The organism is Arsukibacterium indicum (assembly GCF_019100565.1).
Taxonomy (GTDB): domain Bacteria; phylum Pseudomonadota; class Gammaproteobacteria; order Enterobacterales; family Alteromonadaceae; genus Alishewanella; species Alishewanella indicum.
The window spans coordinates 96,732-121,964 of record NZ_JAHRID010000009.1; the positions used below are offsets into that span (position 1 = coordinate 96,732).

The 25,233-nt window shown below is 48.7% G+C and carries 25 protein-coding genes and 1 tRNA gene; 6 read left to right on the forward strand and 20 right to left on the reverse strand.

Annotation, left to right across the window (positions count from 1 at the left end; all coding sequences use genetic code 11):
- Positions 1-114 precede the first annotated feature (114 nt).
- The 14 genes from rlmB to tsaE all read right to left on the reverse strand — a co-directional run bounded on the left by rlmB (position 115) and on the right by tsaE (position 16,248).
- Positions 115-846 carry a 23S rRNA (guanosine(2251)-2'-O)-methyltransferase RlmB gene (rlmB, locus tag KQY15_RS16660; RefSeq protein WP_217671046.1) on the reverse strand — a complete coding sequence of 244 codons (732 nt, stop codon included), beginning with the start codon at positions 844-846 and terminating at the stop codon, positions 115-117.
- A gap of 37 nt (positions 847-883) precedes the next feature.
- Entirely contained in the window at positions 884-3,259 is a 2,376-nt protein-coding gene (gene rnr / locus KQY15_RS16665; protein WP_217671047.1) for a ribonuclease R, read from the reverse strand.
- Positions 3,260-3,326: 67 nt separating this feature from the next.
- A complete protein-coding gene (locus KQY15_RS16670) occupies positions 3,327-3,944 on the reverse strand; it encodes a tetratricopeptide repeat protein (RefSeq protein ID WP_254795786.1) in 618 nt (205 codons plus the stop codon).
- Between the two features lie 81 nt (positions 3,945-4,025).
- Complete coding sequence (locus KQY15_RS16675; RefSeq protein ID WP_217671049.1) at positions 4,026-5,342, reverse strand: S41 family peptidase; 1,317 nt, start codon at positions 5,340-5,342, stop codon at positions 4,026-4,028.
- 76 nt (positions 5,343-5,418) lie between these two features.
- Positions 5,419-6,714 (reverse strand): adenylosuccinate synthase, encoded by a 1,296-nt coding sequence (locus tag KQY15_RS16680; protein WP_217671050.1) that lies wholly within the window; start codon positions 6,712-6,714, stop codon positions 5,419-5,421.
- 119 nt (positions 6,715-6,833) lie between these two features.
- Positions 6,834-7,994, reverse strand: coding sequence for an aminotransferase class V-fold PLP-dependent enzyme (locus tag KQY15_RS16685; RefSeq protein ID WP_217671051.1), 1,161 nt, complete (start codon positions 7,992-7,994; stop codon positions 6,834-6,836).
- 84 nt (positions 7,995-8,078) lie between these two features.
- The gene (hflC, locus tag KQY15_RS16690; protein WP_217671052.1) at positions 8,079-8,960 is read right to left on the reverse strand and encodes a protease modulator HflC; all 882 of its coding nucleotides are present in this window, start codon (positions 8,958-8,960) and stop codon (positions 8,079-8,081) included.
- A 3-nt stretch (positions 8,961-8,963) separates the two neighbouring features.
- Positions 8,964-10,106: an FtsH protease activity modulator HflK gene (gene hflK, locus KQY15_RS16695; protein WP_217671053.1), complete on the reverse strand. Its 1,143-nt coding sequence runs from the start codon at positions 10,104-10,106 to the stop codon at positions 8,964-8,966.
- A 40-nt stretch (positions 10,107-10,146) separates the two neighbouring features.
- A complete protein-coding gene (gene hflX, locus KQY15_RS16700) occupies positions 10,147-11,442 on the reverse strand; it encodes a ribosome rescue GTPase HflX (RefSeq protein ID WP_217671054.1) in 1,296 nt (431 codons plus the stop codon).
- Positions 11,443-11,460: 18 nt separating this feature from the next.
- On the reverse strand, positions 11,461-11,724 hold the full coding sequence (hfq, locus tag KQY15_RS16705) for an RNA chaperone Hfq (protein ID WP_217671055.1): 264 nt from the start codon (positions 11,722-11,724) through the stop codon (positions 11,461-11,463).
- A gap of 91 nt (positions 11,725-11,815) precedes the next feature.
- Positions 11,816-12,742 (reverse strand): tRNA (adenosine(37)-N6)-dimethylallyltransferase MiaA, encoded by a 927-nt coding sequence (miaA, locus tag KQY15_RS16710; protein WP_217671056.1) that lies wholly within the window; start codon positions 12,740-12,742, stop codon positions 11,816-11,818.
- Entirely contained in the window at positions 12,739-14,481 is a 1,743-nt protein-coding gene (gene mutL / locus KQY15_RS16715; protein ID WP_217671057.1) for a DNA mismatch repair endonuclease MutL, read from the reverse strand. The genes miaA and mutL overlap by 4 nt, the downstream gene beginning before the upstream one ends.
- 2 nt (positions 14,482-14,483) lie before the next feature.
- Positions 14,484-15,791, reverse strand: coding sequence for an N-acetylmuramoyl-L-alanine amidase (locus KQY15_RS16720; protein WP_254795787.1), 1,308 nt, complete (start codon positions 15,789-15,791; stop codon positions 14,484-14,486).
- On the reverse strand, positions 15,778-16,248 hold the full coding sequence (gene tsaE / locus KQY15_RS16725) for a tRNA (adenosine(37)-N6)-threonylcarbamoyltransferase complex ATPase subunit type 1 TsaE (RefSeq protein ID WP_217671147.1): 471 nt from the start codon (positions 16,246-16,248) through the stop codon (positions 15,778-15,780). The genes KQY15_RS16720 and tsaE overlap by 14 nt, the downstream gene beginning before the upstream one ends.
- A 215-nt stretch (positions 16,249-16,463) precedes the next feature.
- On the opposite strand from tsaE, the gene queG reads away from it, so the two are divergent.
- The gene (gene queG, locus KQY15_RS16730) at positions 16,464-17,597 is read left to right on the forward strand and encodes a tRNA epoxyqueuosine(34) reductase QueG (RefSeq protein WP_217671058.1); all 1,134 of its coding nucleotides are present in this window, start codon (positions 16,464-16,466) and stop codon (positions 17,595-17,597) included.
- Here queG and KQY15_RS16735 read toward each other — a convergent pair.
- The 3 genes from KQY15_RS16735 to orn form a co-directional block, all read right to left on the reverse strand.
- A complete protein-coding gene (locus KQY15_RS16735) occupies positions 17,566-17,766 on the reverse strand; it encodes a DUF1289 domain-containing protein (protein ID WP_217671059.1) in 201 nt (66 codons plus the stop codon). The genes queG and KQY15_RS16735 overlap by 32 nt on opposite strands.
- A 114-nt stretch (positions 17,767-17,880) precedes the next feature.
- A tRNA-Gly gene (locus KQY15_RS16740) sits at positions 17,881-17,956 on the reverse strand.
- Between the two features lie 66 nt (positions 17,957-18,022).
- A complete protein-coding gene (gene orn, locus KQY15_RS16745) occupies positions 18,023-18,574 on the reverse strand; it encodes an oligoribonuclease (RefSeq protein WP_217671060.1) in 552 nt (183 codons plus the stop codon).
- A 111-nt stretch (positions 18,575-18,685) separates the two neighbouring features.
- Here orn and rsgA point away from each other — a divergent pair, with 111 nt between their 5' ends.
- The 3 genes from rsgA (at position 18,686) to KQY15_RS16760 (ending at position 21,509) form a co-directional block, all read left to right on the forward strand.
- Positions 18,686-19,720: a small ribosomal subunit biogenesis GTPase RsgA gene (gene rsgA, locus KQY15_RS16750; protein WP_217671061.1), complete on the forward strand. Its 1,035-nt coding sequence runs from the start codon at positions 18,686-18,688 to the stop codon at positions 19,718-19,720.
- Positions 19,721-19,739: 19 nt separating this feature from the next.
- Positions 19,740-20,597 carry an archaetidylserine decarboxylase gene (gene asd, locus KQY15_RS16755; protein ID WP_217671062.1) on the forward strand — a complete coding sequence of 286 codons (858 nt, stop codon included), beginning with the start codon at positions 19,740-19,742 and terminating at the stop codon, positions 20,595-20,597.
- Positions 20,598-20,804: 207 nt separating this feature from the next.
- On the forward strand, positions 20,805-21,509 hold the full coding sequence (locus KQY15_RS16760) for a glycerophosphodiester phosphodiesterase (protein WP_217671063.1): 705 nt from the start codon (positions 20,805-20,807) through the stop codon (positions 21,507-21,509).
- On the opposite strand, the gene KQY15_RS16765 is transcribed toward KQY15_RS16760, so the two are convergent.
- A complete protein-coding gene (locus KQY15_RS16765; RefSeq protein ID WP_308160262.1) occupies positions 21,506-21,916 on the reverse strand; it encodes a MerC domain-containing protein in 411 nt (136 codons plus the stop codon). The two genes, KQY15_RS16760 and KQY15_RS16765, sit on opposite strands and share 4 nt — an antisense overlap.
- 176 nt (positions 21,917-22,092) lie before the next feature.
- Between KQY15_RS16765 and KQY15_RS16770 the strand changes: the two genes are divergently transcribed.
- Both KQY15_RS16770 and KQY15_RS16775 read left to right on the forward strand, forming a co-directional pair.
- Positions 22,093-22,398, forward strand: a complete 306-nt coding sequence (locus KQY15_RS16770; protein ID WP_217671064.1) for a prephenate dehydrogenase — start codon at positions 22,093-22,095, stop codon at positions 22,396-22,398.
- A gap of 99 nt (positions 22,399-22,497) precedes the next feature.
- Complete coding sequence (locus KQY15_RS16775; RefSeq protein ID WP_217671065.1) at positions 22,498-22,797, forward strand: hypothetical protein; 300 nt, start codon at positions 22,498-22,500, stop codon at positions 22,795-22,797.
- Between the two features lie 8 nt (positions 22,798-22,805).
- Here the strand turns inward: KQY15_RS16775 and KQY15_RS16780 are convergent, their stop codons facing one another.
- Positions 22,806-23,357 (reverse strand): DUF3016 domain-containing protein, encoded by a 552-nt coding sequence (locus KQY15_RS16780; protein ID WP_217671066.1) that lies wholly within the window; start codon positions 23,355-23,357, stop codon positions 22,806-22,808.
- 219 nt (positions 23,358-23,576) lie between these two features.
- Positions 23,577-25,214: a chaperonin GroEL gene (groL, locus tag KQY15_RS16785; protein ID WP_217671067.1), complete on the reverse strand. Its 1,638-nt coding sequence runs from the start codon at positions 25,212-25,214 to the stop codon at positions 23,577-23,579.
- Positions 25,215-25,233: the final 19 nt, after the last annotated feature.

The window sequence follows — 25,233 nt, forward strand, 5'->3', positions numbered from 1 at the left end:
CCTCGGGTGAGCTCGGCCGGGCTCGCATAGAGGCAAGGAACGTGAGTGTATGGCCGAAGGTCGCGTATTTTACGGAGTTAGCGGGTAAATAACAAGCAGAATATCGGGGTTCAGTTAAGTTCTCTGTCTTACGGCTTCAAACAGGCAAATTCCTGCTGCGACTGACACATTGAGGCTCGATACTGAACCAAACATCGGTATTTTTACCAGGCTGTCGCAGGTTTCGCGGGTTAACCGACGCAAACCTTCACCTTCGGCGCCTAACACCAGCGCTAACGGGCCTTTAAAATCGGCCTGATAGATTGTGGTGTCGGTTTCACCGGCAGTGCCAACAACCCAGACACCGGCGTCCTGTAATTCACGCAAAGTGCGGGCTAAGTTGGTTACCGTAATAAAAGGTACCGCTTCGGCGGCACCACAGGCAACTTTTCGTACAACCGATGTTAACTTTGCCGAGCGGTCTTTCGGGGAAATAACCGCATGAACTCCGGCGGCGTCGGCACTTCGTAAAATCGCACCGAGGTTGTGCGGATCGGTAACACCATCCAACACCAATAAAAATGGCTTATCTTTTTGCTCCAGCAAGGTTGCCAGGTCACTCTCATTGCCACTGCTGGCTAAACGCGCTTTGGCCACGATGCCCTGATGCTGGCCATTTACCATGTCATCAAGGGTTCTGCGGTTGCAGAACTGAACTGAAATACCATTTTGTCGTGCTTGTTGAATCAGCGGCTGCATCCGCTTATCTTCACGGTCTTTCATGATAAACAGTTCTAAAATATCCTGCGGTGCCCGTTCTAGCAGGGCATTAACCGCATGAATACCAAATACAAAATCTGCGCTCATACTTATTCTACGCTCTTAAATTGATTAACCTGACCGCTTATGATTTCTTTGCCCGGCGTCGCGGCTTTTTAGCACCACTTTTTGCAGGTTTAGCTTTAGCTGACACTTTAGCGGCTGGCTTTTTGGTGCCACGTTCCTGGCCTTTTGCATTGCGGCGCCCAGCACCAGCGGCTTTTGCCTCTTTTTCAGCAAAAGCAGCATTACGGCTGGCTTTTACTGCCCGACCCGACACATTGTGTTTTGGCTCACCGACCACGGCTAAATCAATTTTGCGTGATTCCAGGCTCACCGCTAAAACTTTTACCTTTACCTGATCACCCATCCGGTAACTGATACCACTGTGCTCACCCAGCAACACCTGACGTTCGGCATCAAACCGATAATAATCGTTTTGTAATGAAGTGACATGGACCAGGCCTTCGATGTACAAATCACTAAGCCTGACAAACAAGCCAAAGTTGGTGACGGTTGACACCACACCCTCGAACTCTGTACCAAGGTGATCCTGCATATATTCGCATTTTAACCAGTCAGATACTTCGCGGGTGGCATCATCAGCCCGGCGTTCAGTCATTGAACATTGCTCACCAAAATGGCTTATCTCTTTCTCACTGTAGGCTCGCTCACCGCTGACCTTTTGGTTTTGCTTAAGCAAAATCGCCTTAATCGCCCTGTGTAATACTAAATCCGGATAGCGACGAATAGGCGAAGTAAAATGCGCATAGGCCTCCAGCGCCAGGCCAAAATGGCCCTGATTGTCGCCCTGATATACCGCTTGTTTCATCGAGCGCAGCATAGTCGTTTCAATCAGTTCGCGATCGGGCCGGTCGGAGAGATCTGCCAATACCTGAGTTAACTCCAGCGGTGTGGGTTCGCTCGACAGGTTGGCCTCAATTCCCAGTTCGGCTAAAAAACGCCTGAAATTGGCAAAACGGTCACCATCAGGCCGTTCATGCACCCGGAACAAGGCATGAGCCTCATGCTTCTCAATAAAGCGCGCCGAGGCAACATTAGCCATAATCATACATTCTTCAATGATTTTATGGGCTTCATTGCGATGCACCGGTACGATTTGTTCAATTTTACGGTGACTGTTAAAAATAAAGCGGGTTTCGACCGTTTCAAACTCGATAGCACCGCGCTGGCCACGTACTTTAGCCAGTTTTTTATAAAGGCTGTACAAGGTTTCCAGGTTGGTCAGGTTCGCTTCATATTGCTTACGCAGCTCTGGGTCGCCCTGCAAAATGGCGTGCACTTTGTTATAAGTAAAACGGGCGGCCGAGTGCATTACCGCTTCATAAAACTGATAGCTCTCCAGTTTGCCGCTGGCACTAATATGCATTTCAGCCACAAAACATAAGCGATCGGTATGCGGGTTAAGCGAACACAGGCCATTTGACAACGCTTCAGGCAACATCGGCACCACGTGGTCGGGGAAGTAAACCGAGTTTCCACGTTCCAGTGCACTGCGATCCAGTGGCGTTTCTGGTTTAACGTATGCACTGACATCGGCAATGGCAACCCACAGTTTCCAGCCGCCGTTTTCTTTGGCTTCAGCATACACGGCATCATCAAAATCTCGGGCATCTTCACCATCGATGGTCACTAGGGGCAACCTGGTCAGATCGACCCGCCCCAGCTTAGCGTCCTCGGGCACCTGCTCGCCGTATTTAGCTACTTGCTGTAATACGGCTTCGGGAAATTCATGCGGGATCTGATGATTACGGATAGCAACTTCAATTTCCATTCCGGGCGCCATATGCTCGCCCAATACTTCAATTACTTTGCCGACTGCACTTACCCGTTTCGACGGGCGCTGCGTTATTTCAACTAATACAATTTGGCCATGGCGTGCAGCACCCTGCTCGCCTTCAGGGATCATAATGTCCTGAGTAATCCTGGGGTCATCTGGTACCACCACGCATACCGCATTATCTTTGTAATAGCGGCCTACTATTGGCTCGTTGCGTGGCTCCAGCACCCGTACAACCCTGGCTTCCACTTTATCTTTACTTTTCATTGCCGCTGCGGTCGCCAGCACTTTATCACCCGGCAGCACCCGTTGCATTTCATGATAAGGCAAATACCAGTCCGGCCCACCCTGCTCCAGCTTCAGAAAACCGAAACCTTCCCGGTGGCCGATAACAATACCTTTTACCAGGTCCATATGGTCAACCAGACCATAGCGTTTAGTCTTGGTGAAAATAAGCTGACCATCCCGTTCCATTGCCCGCAAACGCTTTTTCAGGGCAAAAATGGCATCATCATCGGTCAGGCCAAGCTCGGTAACCAGTTCGTCAAAATAAGCAGGTTGTTGCCGTTTTTCGATGTGCGCCAGAATAAATTCCCGGCTGGGGATGGGGTTTTCATATTTTTCTTGCTCACGCGCAAGATGCGGATCATTGACCGTCATTAATTAAACTTTTTTTCCTGTTTTCATATATTGAGTGTAACAGCTAAGCCGTCACATTGGATGAATTTCATCTGACAGGTCGTCTGGCACTGGCCACAACCCGTTCTGGCATCTTTTTGGCAAGCTGTTGCAGAAGTTGCTGTATTCTAGCATGAGTACCCTGATCTGCACTAATGGCATGATGCAGCCAGCGATAACTTTGTTCAAAATCAACCGGTGAGCCATGGCCATCAACCAGCAACTGCGCATAACGCAACTTAGCATTCAGGTTGCCCATCGCAGCTGCTTCATGCAGGTATACCAGCGCTTTATCAATATCAACCTGGACAAAGCGGCCAATATGATAGTAGCGGCCAACCTGCTCCAATGCTTCAGGTAAGCCTTGCGCGGCAGCCTGCAACATTAAATCCCAGCCCCGCTCCACGTTACGTGGCACACATACTGCGTACGCCAGCATGTCGCCATATAAAAACTGGTAAGCGGGCAGCCGCATAATATCTGCCCTGGCTTCAATATCCTGCACCAACTGACAATCATCAGCCCGGACCCGACGTAAATGACTGTTAGTTTTAATCAGATCTAACAACTCATCCTGACTGTACAGTTGCACAGCATCTACTTGCTGAGCATTGGCTGCTGGCACAGTTATCAAAGCTGATACAAGCAAGAAAACTGGTAATAACATAGCTGATTTCATAGGGTGTCAATTAACCGTTCATTTATGCTGACCAATAATATTCGTCTGCAAAAAACACGCCATTGCTGCTTACTGCTCATTATAACGCAGCCATTGTGGTTGCACCCGCTGCTGAGCGCGACGCTGTTCAAGCCCCTGACTAGTTACCGCAACTGCTGAGCACCTTCCGTTGTTTATGTAAGCCAGCGCTTCGGCGTACAGTGGGTCATCCATTACTCCCCAGTCACCAGTCACCGCAGCATTTACCGGGCAGTTTGGGCTAAGGCCGTCAAAGTAATCACCAAAATCAAGTGCATTTACTGTTTGAAAGTTAATTGCGAACAAACGGTAATCTCCCACCCGATCAGGCACCTGTCCGACAGGTTTACCACAAGTGGTTTCACCAATTTGCACCACGTCGATAAAAGGGCTCAGGGCATTGATCACAAGCTCACTGGAAGAGCAGCTACCTGCTGTGGTTAATACAAATACCCGGGGTAAGTTCAAATTGGTACGGCCAGCACCCAGTGCAAAGCCCACAGTACTGTTTTTCTGGATGTTTTTATCGTTATAGCGATACTTAACGAATATATTGCCCTGTAACTTAGGAAATGCGATTTGCGAGCTCAGTTGATTGGCCACCCGGATTAAACCGCCGCCGTTATAACGTAAATCTAATACCAGTTCATCGATATTTTGCTGAGCAAAAAAACTGAAAGCCTGTTCCAACTCGGTTTCAGATAATTCGATAAAGGTGTTGAATACCAGATAGCCGATTGTCTTATCGCCTAATTGTGTAACCGAACGATGCATCACTGTGTTAGTACTAACGGTACTTTTAACAAAGTCAGCTTGTTGCTGGCTGTTATCAGGCTTACGCCAGACAAACTGGCGCACCACCCCTTCTTCATTCGGGCCATATATATCATCACTGGTGGCAGTACCGGCATCAAGTCGGGCTAACCACTCAGCAACGCTGATACCATCAATTTCTATGATTTTATCCGCCCGACTTAAGCCACGCTGGGCAGCTGAGCCGGCGTCATACACATACAAAACCTGCAGTGCCGTATTATTGTCTGTACGTTGAGTGGCGAAACCATACCCAAAAAACACGGCGTTAATGTACCGATCCTGATATTGCTGCTCAGTCATAACAAAGCTGTAGCGATCCCTATCAGCAATTACCTGAGCTAAATATGCGGAGGGTGTGCTAAATGCCAGCGGGTTAACACCCGTTTTTAATTCGTCATACCACAGGTAATCAGCATTCAACTTACAGTAAAGCTGACTGTTAATGTCGGTACCGCTGCATTCAGCAACGTTGTTATCAGCCACATCTGAACTATCAGAACCGCCACAACCCACCAGTAGCAGGCTTAAAAACATCACCAGAAGCTTATTCATCACACACCTCCAACCTTCATGGCTACAGCCTATAAAAAAACGCCACCAAATGGCAGCGTTATTTTATACGATTGGGTTAGGCAAACGGATGCGTTAACACTATGGTTTGCACCCTGTCCGGCCCGGTGGAGACAATGTCAATTGGCACCCCGGTTAACTGCTCCAGCCGGCTGATATAATCACGCGCAGCCTGCGGCAATTGTTCCAGTTGCTGAATACCAAAGGTGTTTGCAGACCAGCCCGGCATCGTTTCATAAACCGGTGTTACTGCCTCATAACCTTCTGCTGCCAGTGGTGGTGTATCCAGCACGGTACCGTCAGGTTGCTTGTACCCAACACAGATACTGATGTTTTCAAGGCCATCGAGCACATCCAGCTTGGTAAGACAAAAGCCGGAAATACTGTTCAGCTGAACAGCACGACGAACGGCTACCGCATCAAACCAACCGGTACGACGTTTCCGTCCGGTAGTAGCACCAAACTCGTGACCTTTGACGCCCAGATGCTCACCCACTGCGCAATTAAGCTCAGTTGGAAACGGGCCGGAACCGACACGGGTAGTATATGCTTTTACAATACCAAGCACGTAATCAAGATAACGTGGGCCAAAGCCACAGCCGGTTGCTACACCGCCTGCTGTTGTATTGGAAGAGGTGACATAAGGATAAGTACCGTGGTCAATATCAAGCAGGGTACCCTGAGCACCTTCAAACATGATGTTGTCACCATTTTTGCGGGCTTTATCCAGCAAATCGGTGACATCTACCACCATAGACTTCAGCAAATCTGCCATTGCCAGCGCGTTATCAAGGGTGGTTTGATAATCAACCGCTTCAACTTTGTAATATTGCGTCAGCGTGAAGTTATGCAACTCCATAACGACTTTCAGCTTCTCTGCGAAGAGTTCCGGGTTAAACAAGTCACCCACGCGCAAACCACGGCGTGCTACTTTATCTTCGTAAGCCGGGCCAATACCGCGACCGGTAGTACCTATCGCTTTGTCACCCCGGGCTTTTTCCCGCGCTACGTCCAGTGCCACGTGGAATGGCAGGATCAACGGGCAGGCTTCGCTTAGCAACAGCCGCTCTTTAACCGGAACGCCACGCTGTTCCAGCATGGTCATTTCCTTTAAAAAAGCTTCCGGAGACAGCACAACACCATTACCTATCACACATTTTACATTTGCGCGCAAAATACCTGATGGAATTAAATGCAATACCGTTTTCTCGCCATCAATAACCAGCGTATGACCGGCATTGTGACCGCCCTGATAGCGCACCACATAACTGGCTTTGTCGGTTAATAAGTCAACGATTTTACCTTTTCCTTCGTCACCCCATTGAGTGCCGAGCACAACGACGTTTTTGGCCATGGTTCCTACATCATGGAAAAAATTAGGCGAGGATTCTATCAAATCGCTGGCCAACTTACAGCTGTGAAACTAAAAAAAAGCTGGTTTTTTATCCTGCCATTAACGAATAGTGCAGCTTATCATTGCTGCAAACAGGACAAATCAAAACTCTCACTGATTTGATATAAACCAAACCCAAAGCGCAACCGGTCGCCTCGATAGTCGGTAACAATGCTTTTGTTTTTCAAAAACGCCGCTAAATCAGCCACTTCACTATTACTTGCAAGTTTAAAAGTAAAAAAGTGACCGTGCTGTTCTAAATCAGCGAGCAACAAATTGCTCTGGTTTAATTGCGGATGCTGCTGGCGTGTCAGTTCTGCTAAAAAGGCCTTTTGCAGCTGCTGAACGTAGTGGTGTATTCTGCCTACAGTTATGCCTTGTTGCTTGAACAACAGCATTACTGCATGTAAACGGTACAGGGCGGTGTAGTCCATGGTAGCACCCGCGAAATGATTACCATCATTGCTATACAACACCAGAGCCGATTTTTCAGCAGCCAGCGTACCAAATTCAGCAAACCACCCCGTATACCAGGGCCGTTGATTGCTGCCTGGTGGCACCGCCATAAAACAGCAGCCCTCGCCGCCCTGCGCATATTTATAGCTGCCTGCCAGATAAAACGCATGTTCAGCAACCGCCGAAAGATCTGTGGGTAACGCCATAAAACCATGATAACCGTCGATCACCAGCATGGCATCGGTAGCCGCTGCCAATTCGCTGACGAATCCGGGCAAATCAGCTATCGCATAACCGGAATTAAAAAAAACCTGGCTGCAAAACACCATATCCGGCTGCTGTGCTTGCACTTCAGCTGTAAAGCGCTCTGTGAAGGTGGTAAAAGGTTCTGTTGGCACGATAATCAATTCAACATTCTCAAATTCTGCCAACCGTTTCGCCTGTCGTTGAAAACTATAAAATTCACTATCTGTGCTCAGTACCTTAAGCGGCTTAGTTAAATCAAAACAGCTGAACAGGCGCATAACCAATTCATGGGTGTTACCTGCAAATACAATTTGCTCAGGCGATGGTAAATTAAGAACATCAGCAATCAGCTGCTGGGTATTCGGGATCATCTGCCCGAAAATATGCTGCCATTTGTCATCAACAAGCCGGGCACTGTCGTCCCAGTAAGCCAATGTTGCCTCACGGGTAACGTCTGGCCAGTAATGATGAGAGTGGCTGGCAAAATGTTGCCTGCCCTGATTCGCCTGTAAAAAGCGCTGATAAAAATGCTGGTACATAGGGCCTCCGCCACAGGTTAATGAACCCAAATTTGCGCTAACGAAAAAGGCCCGTCAGGGCCTTTTTTATTCTTAGCTTTCTGGTTAGTTTTGCACTTTATCTGACTTCATATATTTGAAGAAGTCATTATCTGGCTGAACCACCATAATATCGTCTTTATCCTTAAAGCTGTTTTTATACGCTTCCAGACTCCGGACAAACGAATAAAACTCGGGATTGCGGTTGTATACATCGGCGTAAATTTTTGCAGCCTGGGCATCACCCTGACCACGAACCGCACGAGAATTACGCTCAGCGTCAGCCAGCATAACGGTTACCCGGGCATCAACATCAGCCCTGATAATATCTGACTCTTCCATACCCTTTGAGCGATGCTCCCGGGCCACTGCATGCCGCTCTGCCTCCATCCGGGCGAAAATAGAACTGCTTACCTCAGTTGGCAGGTTAATTTGTTTAACCCGGACGTCAATCACTTCAATACCCAGCTCATTGGCCGCCTGACCTGCTTGCGCTAAGGCACTTTCCATCAACTGCGTCCGCTCACCAGAGACAATTTCCTGAATAGTTCTGGCACCAAACTCAGTTCTCAAACCATTGTTAATGTACTGCTTTAACAGTACTTCGGCCTGAGAAGTAATGCCACCTGTCGATAAAAAGTAAGCGCCGAAATCTTTAATACGCCATTTTACATAACTGTCGACCAGCAAATCTTTTTTCTCTGCAGTAACAAAACGGTCAGCTTGATCGTCAAGGGTCTGGATCCGGGAATCCAGCTTACGTACCATTTCAATCATTGGAATTTTCAGGTGCAGTCCCGGCTCATATACAACAACCTGACCGGCATCGTCCCGCTGAATTTTACCAAACTGGGTAACAATAGCCCGCTGCCCTTCCGGTACCACAAATAATGCCGAAACAACGATAATTGCCACCACGACAATAATAGCGATAATAAAATTTTTCATAACTTAACCCCTTCCGCTACGCGTCGAACCGCTGCGCAACGATTCCTGCTGTCGTGGCGCATTGTTATCTGTGCTCCGAGCTGGAAGTGGCATTGGGTTGGCACTACCACTACTACTGCTGCCACCAGACTGATTCATAAACTTATCTAATGGTAAGTACATAATATTATTGCCATTTTCAACATCTACAATCACTTTTGACGTATTGCTATATACCGATTCCATGGTTTCTATATACAAACGATCACGGGTCACTTTTGGTGCCGCCAGATATTCCGGTAACAGCTGTTCAAAGCGCGCGACCTCACCCTGTGCTTTTAGTACAATTTGTTGCTTATAGGCTTCTGCTTCCTGCATTACCCGGTTAACCTGGCCCCGTGCCCGTGGCTCAATTTCGCGGGCATACGCCTGAGCTTCCTGAACGAAACGTTCCTGATCTTCCTGAGCTTTAATTGCATCATCAAATGCATCGCGCACTTCTTCAGGTGGCCGAGCATCACGGAAGTTAACGTCAACCAGATTCAACCCCATATTATAAGGCGCAATGATAGACTCCAGTTCCTGACGGGTATTCTGACGCACGACTTCACGGCCACGGGTTAATACGTCATCCATGATTGAATGACCTATAACAAACCGCAGTGCGGCATCGGTTGCTTCACCTAAGCTTTTATCCGCATCTACTACTGAGAACAGATAGTCACGGGCGTTATAAATACGATACTGCACCTCAAACGTTACCCGAACCAGGTTTTGATCCTGCGTCAGCATAAAGCCGTCAGATCGCAGTGACTTTACTTCCTGCACGTTAACGGGCGTAACAGTATCAATAAAGGTTGGTTTCCAATGGATGCCAGCACCCACTTCGGTGTGGTACTGACCAAATCGCAGTATTACCCCGCGTTCTGCATCCTTAATAGTGTAGAAGCCACTGATACCCCACACTATAGCCGCTATAACAAGGATAAGAATAAATGCTGCAGAGGCGCCATTGCCAGATGATTTATTACCACCACCGAAAACACCGCCAAACTTCTTACCAAAATTGCGGAATACTTCATCTAAATCGGGTGGACCCTGGTCACGACCGCCCTGTTTCCAGGGGTCGTTGTTTTTGCCATTGTTACCCGGCTCATTCCAAGCCATGTTTAACTCCATCTCAAGTTATAAATTAACGGTTAATGTATCAAATATCAGCAGCCTTGACGATATAGTTTTCCAGTTCGCCATTGCTGTGCTTTAACATCCGTGCCCACTGCGCTAACGAAAGACGAAGTTCAAGCATACAAACACCGTCATCATTGAAACGCTCTGTTGTAATCACCTGCAGCTCGTGAAACTTTGCCCGCAACGCTGAACAATGAGGCGGCAGCGCCAGTTTCAGTTTTATATGTTCTGTCGATAACAGATTGGCGATGGCTTGCTGCAGCAATGTAATACCGTCGCCGGTCAGTGCTGAAAGATACACTGCCCGGGGCAGGCCGTCATCACCATGCTCTATACGGGCGTTTTGCCCCATTTGATCTACTTTATTAAAAACCTGCAGCTGCGGCACACTGTCAGCGTCAATATCTGTTAACACTTGCCGGACTGAGGCTATGTTTTCGTCTTTTCTTGGGTCGGCACCATCGATAACATGCAGTTGCAGGTCCGCATCTCTGGTTTCCTGCAGTGTCGACTTAAAAGCGGCCACCAGGTTATGAGGCAAATGACGAATAAAACCAACGGTATCAGCCAGCACAATTGGCCCGAAATTATCCAGTTTAACCTGGCGTAAGGTCGGATCAAGCGTGGCAAAAAGCTGATCAGCAGCATAAACACTGGCCGAGGTCAGCCGGTTAAACAAGGTAGATTTGCCAGCATTGGTATAGCCGACAATTGACACAACAGGAGTAGCACTGCGTTGGCGGGATTTACGCCCCTGTTCACGCTGCAGACCAATTTTCTCCAGACGCTGCAACAATGCCTTTACCCTCTCACGCAACAGACGCCTGTCTGTTTCAAGCCGGGTTTCGCCTGGCCCACGCAAACCAATGCCACCTTTTTGCCGTTCGGCATTGTCCCAACCACGAACCAACCGCGATGCAAGATGTTGCAGTTGAGCAAGTTCAACCTGCAACTTGCCCTCATACGTTCTGGCGCGCTGGGCAAAAATATCCAGAATCAGGGTGGTTCGATCAATCACCCTGGCTTGCACTAAGTTCTCCAGATTCCGGGTTTGGCTTGGGCTAAGAATGTGGTTAAAAACAACTACGTTTGCCGCAAATTGCTCAACGGCAGTTTTAATTTCCTGGGCTTTACCTGAACCCACAAATAAACGGGTGTCTGGTGCCCGGCGATTAGCAGTAACAGTATGCATGGCTTGCACATTTGCAGAAGCAACCAGCATGGAAAGCTCCTGCAAATCTTCGTTACTGTGCTCTTGCGGAAAGGTTACATGAACCAGAATGGCTTGTTCTGCAAGCTCGGCTAAATCAAACAAGCGCTATTGCTCCTGGCCTTATTCCACGTCCTCGCCGTCGCTGTCGCTTTGACCCGCACCATGGCTGACCATAGTATTGACCGCCCGAGCCGGCACAACGGTAGAAATGGCATGTTTATATACCATCTGGCTTACGGTGTTTTTAAGTAAAATGACGAATTGATCAAAAGATTCAATCTGCCCCTGAAGTTTAATTCCATTCACCAGATAAATAGAGACCGGAATACGCTCTCGTCTGAGGGTGTTTAAAAATGGATCCTGTAAAGATTGGCCCTTTGCCATGTGCCGCTTTCCTTTTTTTATTAGTGAGCTGTATATAGGTATTATTTTTTTTAATTCAAGTTGTTAAAGCTAACTTTTTTTTCCATCTTAACTAGCTTAGCGAAGAAAGCACCGCTTGCAAGTTTTCTGCCGGTTCCGCCTCACTTTTTAACCAGATAACGTCCGGCCAGCCTCTTAGCCAGGTCAACTGCCGCTTTGCCAGTTGCCGGGTTGCGGCAATGCCCTTGGCAATCATCTCGTCATAACCAAACTCGCCGTCCAGATATTGCCAGACCTGACGGTAACCAACACAGCGCATAGCCGGTAAATCGGCATGCAGCTGCGGCAAGCTTTTAAGCCGGACAACCTCCTGCTCAAACCCGTCAGCCAGCATCTGGCGGAACCTGTCAGCAATACGTTGATGCAACAGGGCGCGATCAATTGGCGCAATGGCAAATTGGTGTACTTTATACGGAAAAGGTTCCCCTTTTTGCGCAGTTAATTCTGTCAGGGTGCTACCTGTCAGCCGATATACTTCCAACGCACGGTTTATTCGCTGCGGATCATTTGGATGAATCCGTTCTGCAGAAACCGGATCAATTTGCTGCAACTGGCGGTGCATTGCCGGCCAGCCTATGGCGTCAGCTTCAGCTTCAAGCGTTGCTCTGACAGCATTGTCAGCGGCCGGTAACGGTGAAATACCGTCAAGCAAAGCCTTAAAATACAACATCGTGCCGCCAACCAGTATTGGTATCTTACCGCGCTTGCGGATATCACTGATAAGGCGCAGCGCGTCATCCCGGAAATCTGCTGCAGAATAACTTTGCCAGGGGTCAAGAATATCAAGCAGATGATGGGGTGCCTGTATTAATTCTTCACTGCTTGGCTTAGCAGTTCCGATGTCCATCCCACGGTAAATTAACGCACTGTCAACACTAATAAGCTCTGCTGGCAGAAGCTTAAGCAACTCCATTGCTAGCGCTGTTTTGCCAGACGCTGTTGGCCCCATAATGAAAATAACCGGAAGAAGGCCGCTCATAGTTGTCCTTGCTGGCGTATTGCCTGAATACTGTTGCTTAAATCCAGGGGCACTGCCAGCCAGTGTTTGCTTTCGGATAACGCATTGGCAAAGTAGTCTAACAATGCCGCACTGCTAAGCCAATTCGATGAAAGTAGCATAGACAATATGGCCTGACTGCTAAGTGCAGGTTTAGCGGGTTGCAGCAATGGCAGTGCCTGAAGTAACCACTGACTCAGCGGGGTGGAACGCAGCCACGGCGCCACGGCTCTGAAAATGGCGGTACTGTCATGTAGCAAAATATCGAACCCCAGCTGTTGCAGCAGCTCAGCACCAGCCAGCAACTGCTGCTTTTCTGTTGGAGTTACCATTAAGCGAAGTGGTAGCAACAACGGTACCTGCTGACCATCATCCAGCCATTGCCTGGCCAGACTGGCCGCTAAATCCACTAAGACTAAACCGTCTGAGCCCTGCGCAACTGCAAAGCCTTGCCCTGCCGGCAAAAAAACAGCCGCAGTAGTGGTAGCGGACCCAACCTGATTACCCGCCGCTTCATATTGCCCGTGCAAATACTGGATCTGCTGCCGGCTCTGCCGGGCCTCCGGCCTGCCTGAGTTCTCAGCAGAAGGAGCAGGCCAGCCCGGCTGCGGATCTGACCAAGTATGACGGCGTGTCGGTCTGGCATTACCAGCAGATGTATCAGTTGAAATATAAGAGGCCGGCGGATCTGCTACCTGGGATGGCGCAGAAGCTGGCTCGCCAGTTAACTGATTAAGCGCATCTGACAGGGCACTGACTACAAAATCGTGCACCAGCCGTGCCTGATGAAAGCGCACTTCATGCTTGGCCGGGTGCACATTAACGTCTACTTCTGTTGCCGGTATCTGCAGATACAGCACAAAACCCGGCTGTTGCTCTGCATTAATTCGTTCACCATAAGCCTGCCGGATAGCATGGTTTAACAATTTATCTCGCATCATCCGGCCGTTAACGTAGCTGTACTGACAACCAGCCTGGCTCTGGCATGCCTGCGGTGACAGCAGCCAGCCACTGAGTTTCAGCGCTCCATAGCTGTTTTCGATATAAGCAGCTTGTTCCGCAAAAGCCCGGCCACATAGCATAGCCACTCTCTTCATGCGGGCTTGCTCTGTGGTGGCTCGCGGCAGACGACGCACACTCTGACCGTTATGATTTAGCTGCCAGCTGACATCGAACCGGCTCAGCGCCAGCCTTTTTATCAGTTCATCAATATGGGTAAATTCTGTTTTATCTGTTCGCAAAAACTTGCGCCGGGCCGGCGTGTTAAAAAATAAGTCGACCACTTCAATGCTGGTACCTTCAGGATGGGCAGCCGGCTTAACTGTTACAGCCATATCCCGCCCTTCAGCCTGCGCCTGCCAGGCCGCAACCTGGCCTGGCGGTTTCGACGTTAGCGTTAGCCTGGATACCGAGCTGATACTGGCTAAGGCTTCACCGCGAAAGCCCAAACTGGTAATTTGCTCCAGGTCATTTAAATCACTGATTTTACTGGTTGCATGCCGGCTTAATGCCAATACAAGTTCTTGCTCAGCAATACCGGAGCCATTATCGCGAATACGGATAAGCTTGCTGCCACCTTTCTCGATATCAATATCAATCTGACTGGCGCCGGCATCCAGGCTGTTCTCAATCAGTTCTTTTACTACTGAGGCAGGCCGCTCCACCACCTCGCCAGCAGCAATCTGGTTCGCCAGTTGCGGTGGCAGAATTTTAATGGTCATTGTCACGGGATCCGTAAAACCTGACCAATCCGGATACTGTCGTTGCTTAATTGGTTATGACTGCGCAACGCGTCTACCGATACATCATAGCGCTGTGCTAATAACGACAAAGACTCACCAGCCTGCACTTTATGCTCCCGCGCCCGTTGCTGGGCGAACAGCGAATCTGCCGGCGGCGCCAGCTGAAAATGACGCTTTAACGCCCGGTGCAGCGACTGTGCTAACCGGGCCTGATGACTGGCCGATTTAAGTTGTCTTTCATCATTTGGATTGGAAATAAAACCCACCTCTACCAGAATGGACGGAATATCGGGTGATTTCAGTACGCCAAAACTGGCTGCCTGCGGTTTTGCCTGATGTAATGAGGTTATCGTGCCCAGCTCGCCCAGCACCTGATTTGCCGCCTGATATGCCGTAACCATAGAGTGGTTCATTGATAAATCCAGCACGGTTTGCGCTAAATAGCGCTCGTTAGCCGAATCCCGGATAATTTCTGCCACACCGCCCAAAAGCTCAGAGTGGCGTTCTGTTTGTTCCAACATCCGGCCCACTTCGGTGGTTGCCCGCCGCAATGACAATACCCATACCGAGGCACCTTTTGGTTGAGGTGAGGTAAAGGCATCGGCATGAATTGATACCAGTAAGTCTGCCTGATGGCCCCGGGCGACTTCTGTGCGGCGGTTAACGTGGATAAAATAGTCGCCGGTTCGCACCATTACAGCGCGCATGCCGGGCTCTTTGTTGATAAGCTCGGCTAGCCGGTTGGCAATTGGTAAGGTCAGGTTTTTCTCATAAATGCCACTTGGGCCAATAGAGCCTGGGTCTTCACCACCGTGGCCGGCATCAATGGCGATCACAATATCACGCGCAGCACGGATACTCGGCGGCGGTCGGCTCTCAATGCGCTGCTGCTCGGGGAAGTCAATAACCAGGCGGTGACCATATGGGGCAGTTGGCGTCAGGGCAAACACGGTCGGTTTTACATTGCGGGTTAAGTCCAGCACAATGCGCATGCTGCTGTCATCGCCACTACTTCGTATCGCTTTAATTAAAGATGAGTCACCACTGATCGCTGGTAAGGTTGCACTGCCGGTAATATTACTGAGATCAATAACCAGCCGGTCCGGATCATTAAGACTAAAACTTTTGTACTGCGGTGCAGCAGCCAAGTCCAGCACTACCCGGGTATTATCGGGTGAGGGCCAGATCCGAATGCTTTGCACCTGATTACTGGCATAACTTAACGCTGAAAAAAACCATAAGATGGTTAGCCCGGCGCAGCTAAGAAATTTATTATTATTTTTCATCATCTCTTATTGCATCTACTATGGTACGGCCCGCTGCAGTGCTGGCACTGATAACCAGCTGCCGTTTAGTATCCAGATAACTTAAGTGTATGTCGAGATCCGGCTCAGGTAAATAACCCTGCCCCTTTTCAGGCCACTCCAGTAAACACAGGCTCTGGCTGCTGAAGTAATCACGGATCCCCATAAACTCCAGCTCTTCCGGGTCGGCCAGCCGGTACAAATCAAAATGATACACAGTAAGCGCTGCTAACTGATATGGCTCCACCAGTGTGTAAGTCGGGCTTTTAACGGTACCCTTATGCCCAAGCGCTTGCAAAATACCGCGGCTGAAGGTGGTTTTACCTGCCCCCAGACTGCCATGCAAGAAAATAACCTGGCCGCCCTGCAACTTAGTGGCTAAGCGTGCAGCAAAGGCCAGCGTTGCGTTTTCATCTGCCAGAATTGTTGTATATTTTGCTATCACACGACCTCAGATTTTAAAAACGCATTTGCAATCCCGACACTCTGTAGCCATGTTAACAAACTATGGCAAAGCCCGGCCAGCAAAACTGCGATGAAAATCACAGTATTCCCCGAGCACTCTGACCAGAAAATGAATATCCGGTTCCCGGCCATCTTCGCGCTATGTTAAAGTATTGCTGATGTCAGACTCTACCGCCCGGGGAAATAACCGCTATGGCTATCGATTACCAACAGCTTGCCTGGCAAATAAAGCAGTGGGCTAAGGAGCTGGGGTTTCAGCAACTGGGTATTACTGATACTGACATCAGTAGCGAAGAGCCGCGGCTGGCCGCCTGGCTTGAGCGAGGCTATCATGGCGAAATGCAATATATGGCAGAGCATGGCATGCTGCGTGCCCGCCCTGCTGAGCTGCTACCCGGAACATTACGGGTGCTGAGTGCCAGAATGGACTATCTGCCGGCACAAGCTGGCTTTGCCACCAACCTGGCTGATCCAAGCAAAGCTTACATCAGCCGTTACGCCCTGGGCCGCGATTATCATAAGTTAATCCGTAACCGCCTCAAACAACTGGCTCAAAAAATCAGCGACGAAATTCCTGAACTCGGTTTCCGGCCTTTTGTTGACTCAGCGCCGATACTTGAGCGCCCTCTGGCACAACAGGCTGGCCTGGGCTGGGTAGGCAAGCACAGTTTATTACTGGAACACGGTGCCGGCTCCTGGTTTTTTCTCGGTGAATTACTTGTCAATATTCCTCTGCCCGTTGATGAGCCACATCAGGGTGATTGTGGCAGCTGTGTCGCCTGCATCACAAGTTGCCCGACAGGAGCTATTGTTGAACCTTATGTGGTTGACGGCAGCCGTTGCATTTCCTATTTAACCATTGAACTGAAAACAGCCATCCCTGAAGCCTTGCGGCCATTAATAGGCAACCGCATCTATGGCTGTGATGACTGTCAGCTGGTCTGCCCGGAGAATCGGCAGGCGCCGCTGAGTATTGAAGCTGACTTTCAACGCCGGGCCCAGTGGCAGGACCAGGATTTGCTGCAACTTTTTGCCTGGGACGAAGCCACTTTTTTACGGCTGACTGAAGGTAGCGCTATTCGTCGGATTGGCTTTGAGCGCTGGCAGCGCAATATTGCCGTCGCCCTTGGCAACGCCCCCTATAAACCTGAGATTATTGAAGCGTTACAGCAAGCCAGAACAACCAGCTCACCACTGGTATGCGAGCATATCGACTGGGCATTGGCGCAACAAAAACGGAAAAGCTGGCAAGCCGAAAACATACTGCCAAGGTCAACTGAGCGACTGGTAAGAATTATTCACAAGGGGTTACCGCGGGATGCATAAGACCTGTCTGGCGTTTAGCTAAACGTTGCTGCGCCAACACAACAATCTGCTGCTGTCTTGGCTCTTTAGCTTGCTGCCATTCCAGTATTTCGGCAAGCAAACGGCCGCAGCCTAAACATATGTCTTGCTGATCGAGACAACAATTTCGGACGCAGGGCGATTCAATCATCTTTGCTTACCACAGTAACGTCGGATATAGATAGCTACCCAGGGAGAAACTGATTTGAGTGTAGCAAAAAAATAAAACAAAAAGCCGCTTTAAAAGCGGCTTTTTGTTCGAATTTGGAGCGAGTAACGAGGTTCGAACTCGTGACCTCGACCTTGGCAAGGTCGCGCTCTACCAGCTGAGCTATACTCGCATCGGCCAACGCTGTTGCGTTGTGATGGCGCGCATTTTACAAAATCAGCGCGCTTATGCAAGCACTTTATGATGGTAATTTGAAAAAATATTGGCGATAGGTTACTAATTCAGCAATCGACTCCCGAATATCGTCCAATGCCAGATGCGCGCCGGTTTTTTTTACGTTATCCAGTACTGCCGGATGCCAGCGTCTGGCCAGTTCTTTTACCGTGCTGACGTCCAGATTACGGTAATGAAAATAGCCCTCAAGCTCTGGCGCATATTCAGCTAAAAACCGCCGGTCCTGACCAATACTATTGCCGCACATCGGCGATTTACCTTTAGCGACATACTGACTTAAAAATTTAATAGTTTGTTTTTCTGCCTCAGCCAGACTCACTTTGCTGGCCAGGCAGCGGGCCGTCAAACCACTTTTACCATGCTGCTCTACGCACCATGGATCCATATTATCCAGGATCTGGGCCGAGGTGCTGATAGCAAATACCGGGCCTTCAGCCAGGATATTCAGTTCGCTGTCGGTGACAATGGTCGCCATTTCCAGAATTACATCTGTCTTAGGTTCAAGTCCGGTCATTTCCAGGTCCAGCCAGATTAAATTAGTGTCATTTGTTGCCATATCCCTTCCTTACATGCGCGCTGCTTTGTTCAAATTCAGATTACAGGTATGATACACGCCTTAAGCTTAACACTGATAGCGCCTGTTTGCGCACAACGGTAAAACCAGCAAGTGACCAAAAAAAAACACCTGACCAAACGCCAGACCGACCGGATTGCCCAGAACGAGCAAAAGCGGCTGCGGGGGAATAAAAAAGCTAAAGCCGAGCAATGGGATGATGATGTGCTTTTGGCCGCCGAGCCGGGCCTGGTACTTAGCCGTTTTGGCCAGCATGCCGATATTGAGGATTTGAGCGGCAAAATAGTTCGCTGCAATATGCGCCGCACCATCAGCTCGGTCGTTACCGGCGACAAAGTTGTCTGGCGCCGGGCCCGGCAAAGTACCGGCAGCATTGACGGCGTTATCGAGGCAGTGGAAGAGCGAAGCTCAGTTTTGTTGCGGCCTGATTTCTATGATGGTTTAAAACCCGTGGCGGCAAATATTGATTTGATGATAATTGTTTCGGCTATTTTACCGGCGTTGTCATTAAATATAATTGACCGCTACCTGGTCGCGGCCGAAATGACCCATATCAAACCATTGCTGGTTATCAATAAAGTCGATTTACTGAGCGAACAGCAGCATCAACAACTGAACGAGCAACTGAGCCTGTATCGTAAAATTGGCTATGATTACCTGTTAGTAAGTGCCAAATCAGGCCAGGGAATGCCTGAGCTGCTTGAGCAAATACACAGTGGTACCAGTATTTTTGTCGGCCAGTCTGGAGTGGGTAAATCATCATTGATGAATAATCTGATGCCAGGCCTTACCGCGGCAACACGGGAAGTATCGGAAAATTCCGGCTTAGGTCAGCACACCACTACCGTTTCCAGGCTGTATCACTTGCCAGAAGGCGGCGATTTAATTGATTCACCGGGCATTCGTGAATTTGCTTTATGGCACTTAAGCGAACAGGAAGTGACTGAAGGTTTTATTGAGTTTCAGCCCTGGCTTGGCCGCTGCAAGTTCCGGGATTGCAAGCATATCAGTGATCCTGGCTGTGCCATTCAGCACGCGGTAGAGCAAGGTGAAATCAGCAGCGAACGCTACGACAGCTATTTAAAAATCCTGGCCAGTATGGTGCAGGACAAACCGAATTATTTTTAAGTAAAAGGTTAGTAACTCAATGGATAAAGTTAAAATTACCCTGCAATACCTGATGCCGAAACATCTTATCTCACGCCTTGCCGGTAAAATTGCCGCAGCTGAACTGGGCTGGTTCAGTCATTTCTTAATTAAGCGCTTTATCAAAGCCTATAAAATAGACATGAGTGAAGCCCAATGGGAACGCCCGGAAGACTATGCCAGTTTTAACGAATTCTTTACCCGGCCTTTAAAAGACGGCATCCGCCCGCTGGCAAGCGAACCTGACATTGTTGCTCATCCGGTAGATGGCGCTATCAGTCAGCTGGGCCCGATTGTTGACGGCAAACTGGTGCAAGCTAAGCATCACAACTACTCATTGCAAAACCTGCTGGGAGGCCTGGAGCAAACATCAGCACCTTTTGCCGGCGGCTCTTTTGCCACTATTTATCTTGCGCCAAAAGATTATCACCGGATTCATATGCCGGTAACCGGCACCCTGCGTGAGATGATTTATATCCCCGGTGAGCTGTTTTCAGTAAATCCGTTAACCGCTGAATGTGTGAAAGACTTATTTGCCCTGAATGAGCGGGTAGTCACCATTTTCGATACTGAGTTTGGCCCAATGGCGCTGGTGCTGGTTGGAGCAACCATCGTCGCCAGTATTGAAACCGTCTGGGCCGGCACTATTACCCCGCCAACCGGCAAAACCATTTTCCGCTGGACTTACCCGGCAACCGGTAATACTGCCGTTAAACTGGAAAAAGGGGCTGAAATGGGCCGCTTTAAACTAGGTTCTACCGTGGTACTGGCATTCCCGGCTGGCAAAGTAGAGTTTCTGGCTGACCAACAGCCCGGCACTGTCACCCGAATGGGTGCCCCTTTTGCTGAAATTAACTAATTAATCCTCTCCTGAGCAGGACATTGTAATGTCCTGCTCCTTTCTCTGCACTCGCGATAGCGCCGTATATTTTTTCTGCGACACGCCGTAAACCCATCCATGGGGGCTCGTTTCCGCCCGTCCAGGGCTTCAACGGTCTCAGAAAAAAATACTCTGCTCCCGCTTAATCTGCAGTAAACTAATCCAGAACGGTTCAGAGGAGGATGCATGCAAATCATTGCTCATCGTGGCGCCAGTGGCGAATACCCCGAGAACACCCTGCTGGCTATTGAGCAAGCCATCGTTCAGGGTGCGGATGCTATTGAGATAGATGTATTTGCCGTGCAAGGCGAGCTGCTTGTGATTCATGATCACCATCTGGAGCGCACCACCAATGGCACTGGCAGTATTTATCAATATAGTTTAGCCGGGCTAATGCAACTGGATGCCGGCCAGGGCCAGCGTATTCCAACCTTGTGGCAGGTACTTGAGCTAACCCATGGCAAATGCTGGCTGAATATAGAATTAAAAGGCAACAATACTGTCGCACCGCTGCTGGCACTGCTTGATAAAGCCGAACAGCAACTGGGGTTTGACTGTCAGCAGCTGCTGATTTCCTCGTTTAACCATCATTTACTTGCCGTAATAAAGCTTAAGCGGCCCGATTTAAAGCTAGGCGCGTTAACCGCCAGCCTGCCAGTCGATTATGCGGCCTTTGCCAGCCAATTGCAGGCATATTCAGTTAATTGCGATGTCAGCTTTATTAATCAGGCTATGGTCGATGATGCCAAAGCTCGCGGCCTGAAAGTGTATGTATACACCGTAGATCAGCCCGACGATATCAGGCGTTTACAAGAGTATGGCGTGGATGGAATTTTCTGTAATTACCCGGCCAGAAGCCGGGCACTGACAATCAAAAAACCCGCTGGTTAAGCGGGTTCGTCGGCGTGATGTTCACTGTCGCAGCTTTGACACTGGTTGCATAAGCGCATGTTCATAACGTGTGCCAGCACCACCAGTGACGCGCCGACAATTAATACTGCATGCTCATACTCATGGCCCCAAACATCACGTTGCCAGTAAATAAATACACCTAAAAACAACGAGTAAAACGGATAAAGCTTGCGATGATAACGATGAAAACCAATAAACAGCGCTACAAAGCCGAGCACAATGGTAAACAACAGCATAATCCGTTCAAACGCATGGTTATGGTTAACTGTTAAGCCAAGCAGAGGCAACAATGGCAGCAATACCGGTAGCAAAATACAGTGAATCGCACATAGCGACGTCACAGCAATACCTACTTTGTCAAATAACACTCTGGCTCTGGCTAACACGCTAATGATTCCGCTTCGCTAAACTCACTAAAAAGATATAATATAACAAATCAAAACACAAATAAACGACCTGCTAAAAAATAAGTTTTAGTTGTGTTGCCTCAAACCGGTCCGGCAGCTGATCACAGCTGCCGGTTATGGCATAATAGCCCCCTGTCATATTTTACGGACTCCATATGGACACCTTGCTAAGCCAACTTGATGAGAACCTGAAAGAACTGTATCGCAAAGCATTAGATGCCGATGCAGTGTTAGACCAGTTGCAACAGCAGGGTCAGGCGAAGCATCAGAGTATTTTTCCTGCCAGCAGTGATTTCAGCGTTAACAGTAATCGCTTTATGCCTTATTTAAGTGAAGCCGCTGAGCAGGTTGCCGCTATCAGGCAAAGTCAACAGTTTAATACCGCCACACTTGCCCGGGTTGTAAAGCAATTACAATTGCTGCACAAAACACTGGCTGAGTTTCGTCTTGCAGTAAAGTAGCAATTGGTAAGTTTGTTGGCTTCAGGCTACTGGTAAAAACAGCGAAATCTACTATGCTTAATGGTGGTTAATTGAACCGATGAAAGCTGTGAGTAGCCGATGCTAGTTAATACCGTTACCAGTAACACTTTGAATGTTGCCGCAACAGAAGCGTCGAATACCAACCGGACCGCGGCCGCTGCCCCTTTAGTTGCAGACACAGGAGCAGCGCAAAACAATCTGAAGACTACGGCGATTCAGACAATAGCGGATGCCCCGGCAACTAATGCCGTGCAAACTGCTGAAGCAAACTCTGAAAGTGTCAGGGTTAGCAGCAGTATTGGCCGGGCGGCGAGCGCCGGCCAATTAACACGTGAGCAGGCATTAGAAATTTACCGCAATATAGCCCGTTTTTTATAACGACAGCACTATTGTTGCGTTTTACTCACCTTGGCAGGTAGCGCCGCATGTTCAGTAATTTCCGGCTGTAATTCTTGTTTAAACCAGTCCTGCAACATCACTCGTTCAAACTCAAATTCTGGTGAATTTCCTCGTGGCGTCATCCGGCTCATAAATCCCATATCACGTAAACGTTCCTCACCACCAACCACTTCTTCGCCATACTGGTCACGTAGCAGATGATTAAACCTTACCGCGGGCGAATGAATTTCTTTAATTACCCGAATCGCCTGGCCGGTATTAGTGACAAAATAATCCACTTCCCCTGCCAGATCAATATCAGTGATGGTTACCTGCCAGCTGTAACCGTCAGGTAAGTCGGTGGCAATTTCCTGAAAAAACTTTTCAAAATTACGCTTAACACGTTCCTGAAAACGGCTGCGGGAATCATTTGCTGCACGAATATCGGTAAATTTATCAGGGTCTTGCCAATTCAAATCCAGTTCTGCACCAGATTCTGTATTACCGAGCACTGGCGCTGACATTATCAGCGCAACCATTGCTATTAAATATGTTTTCATTACAACCTCCAACTAATACTAGCTATCGTATGAACGCTAAATTCATGTGAACAGTAAGACCATGATCAAACCGTTAAGTTTAGATTACCCTTAAACTATAGTTCACAACGTATCCGGTATGCTGTGTAAATTTGTATTAATAGACCACAGATTGTGTAAAGTTGTAGCAAAAAAAAAGCTCCCGGTATCAGCCGGGAGCCTTTTATTGGTAGGCGCGATTTACATCATGCCGCCCATACCACCCATGCCGCCCATATCAGGCATTGCTGGGGCATCTTCTTTTGGTAATTCAGTGATCATCGCCTCGGTGGTGATCATCAGTGAACCCACAGATGCTGCAAACTGCAGTGCTGAACGGGTTACTTTGGTTGGGTCCAGAATACCCATCTCCAGCATATCGCCGTACACATCAGTTGCCGCATTGTAACCGTAGTTACCTGAACCTTCTTTCACCTTGTTGACAACCACTGACGGCTCTTCACCGGCATTCGCCACGATTTGACGCAGTGGTGCTTCCATAGCACGTAGCGCAATTTTAATACCATGGGTCTGGTCTTCATTGGCACCAGTTAAGCCTGTTAGCTTAGCTGCAACACGCACCAGGGCCACACCACCGCCAGGTACCACACCTTCTTCAACTGCCGCCCGGGTAGCGTGCAATGCATCTTCAACCCGTGCTTTCTTCTCTTTCATTTCCATCTCAGTGGTCGCGCCCACTTTGATTACCGCAACACCGCCAGCCAGTTTGGCCAGACGTTCCTGCAGTTTTTCTTTGTCATAGTCTGAAGTGGCTTCTTCGATCTGCTGGCGAATTTGTTTCACCCGGCCATCGATACCATCCTGCTCACCAGCACCATCTATAATGGTGGTGTTATCTTTAGTAATAACAACCCGCTTAGCCGTACCTAAATCTTCCAACGTGGCTTTTTCCAGTTCCATACCAATTTCTTCAGAAATTACAGTACCACCGGTTAGGGTTGCAATATCCTGCAGCATGGCTTTACGACGGTCACCAAAACCTGGCGCTTTAACCGCAGACACTTTAACAATGCCACGCATGTTATTAACTACCAGAGTAGCTAACGCTTCACCTTCCAGGTCTTCAGCAATAATTAACAACGGCTTACCGGCTTTCGCCACACCTTCTAATACCGGCAATAATTCACGGATATTAGAGATCTTCTTGTCAACAGTCAGAATGAATGGGTTATCCAGTTCTACCTGGCCGGCTTCCTGATTGTTAATAAAGTATGGAGACAAGTAGCCACGGTCAAACTGCATACCTTCAACCACGTCCAGCTCGTTGGCTAAACCCTGGCCTTCTTCAACAGTAATTACGCCTTCTTTGCCCACTTTATCCATGGCATCAGCGATGATTTTACCGATTTCTTCGTCAGAGTTAGCTGAAATCGTACCTACCTGAGCAATGGCTTTAGTGTCGGCACAAGGTTGAGACAAGTTTTTCAGCTCTTCTACTGCTGCAATAACGGCTTTGTCGATACCACGCTTTAAATCCATCGGATTCATGCCGGCAGCAACGGCTTTCACGCCTTCGTTGATAATGTTCTGGGCTAATACTGTCGCGGTTGTAGTACCGTCACCGGCTTCGTCATTGGCTTTAGAAGCAACTTCTTTCACCATTTGCGCGCCCATATTCTCGAACTTGTCTTCCAGTTCGATTTCTTTGGCTACCGACACACCATCTTTAGTGATAAGTGGTGAACCAAATGATTTATCCAGAATAACATTACGTCCTTTCGGGCCCAGGGTAACGCGCACTGCGTTTGCCAGAATGTTCACGCCCTTAAGCATTTTATTGCGAGCTTCGTCGCCAAAACGTACGTCTTTTGCAGCCATTTTAAAATTCCTTAATTCA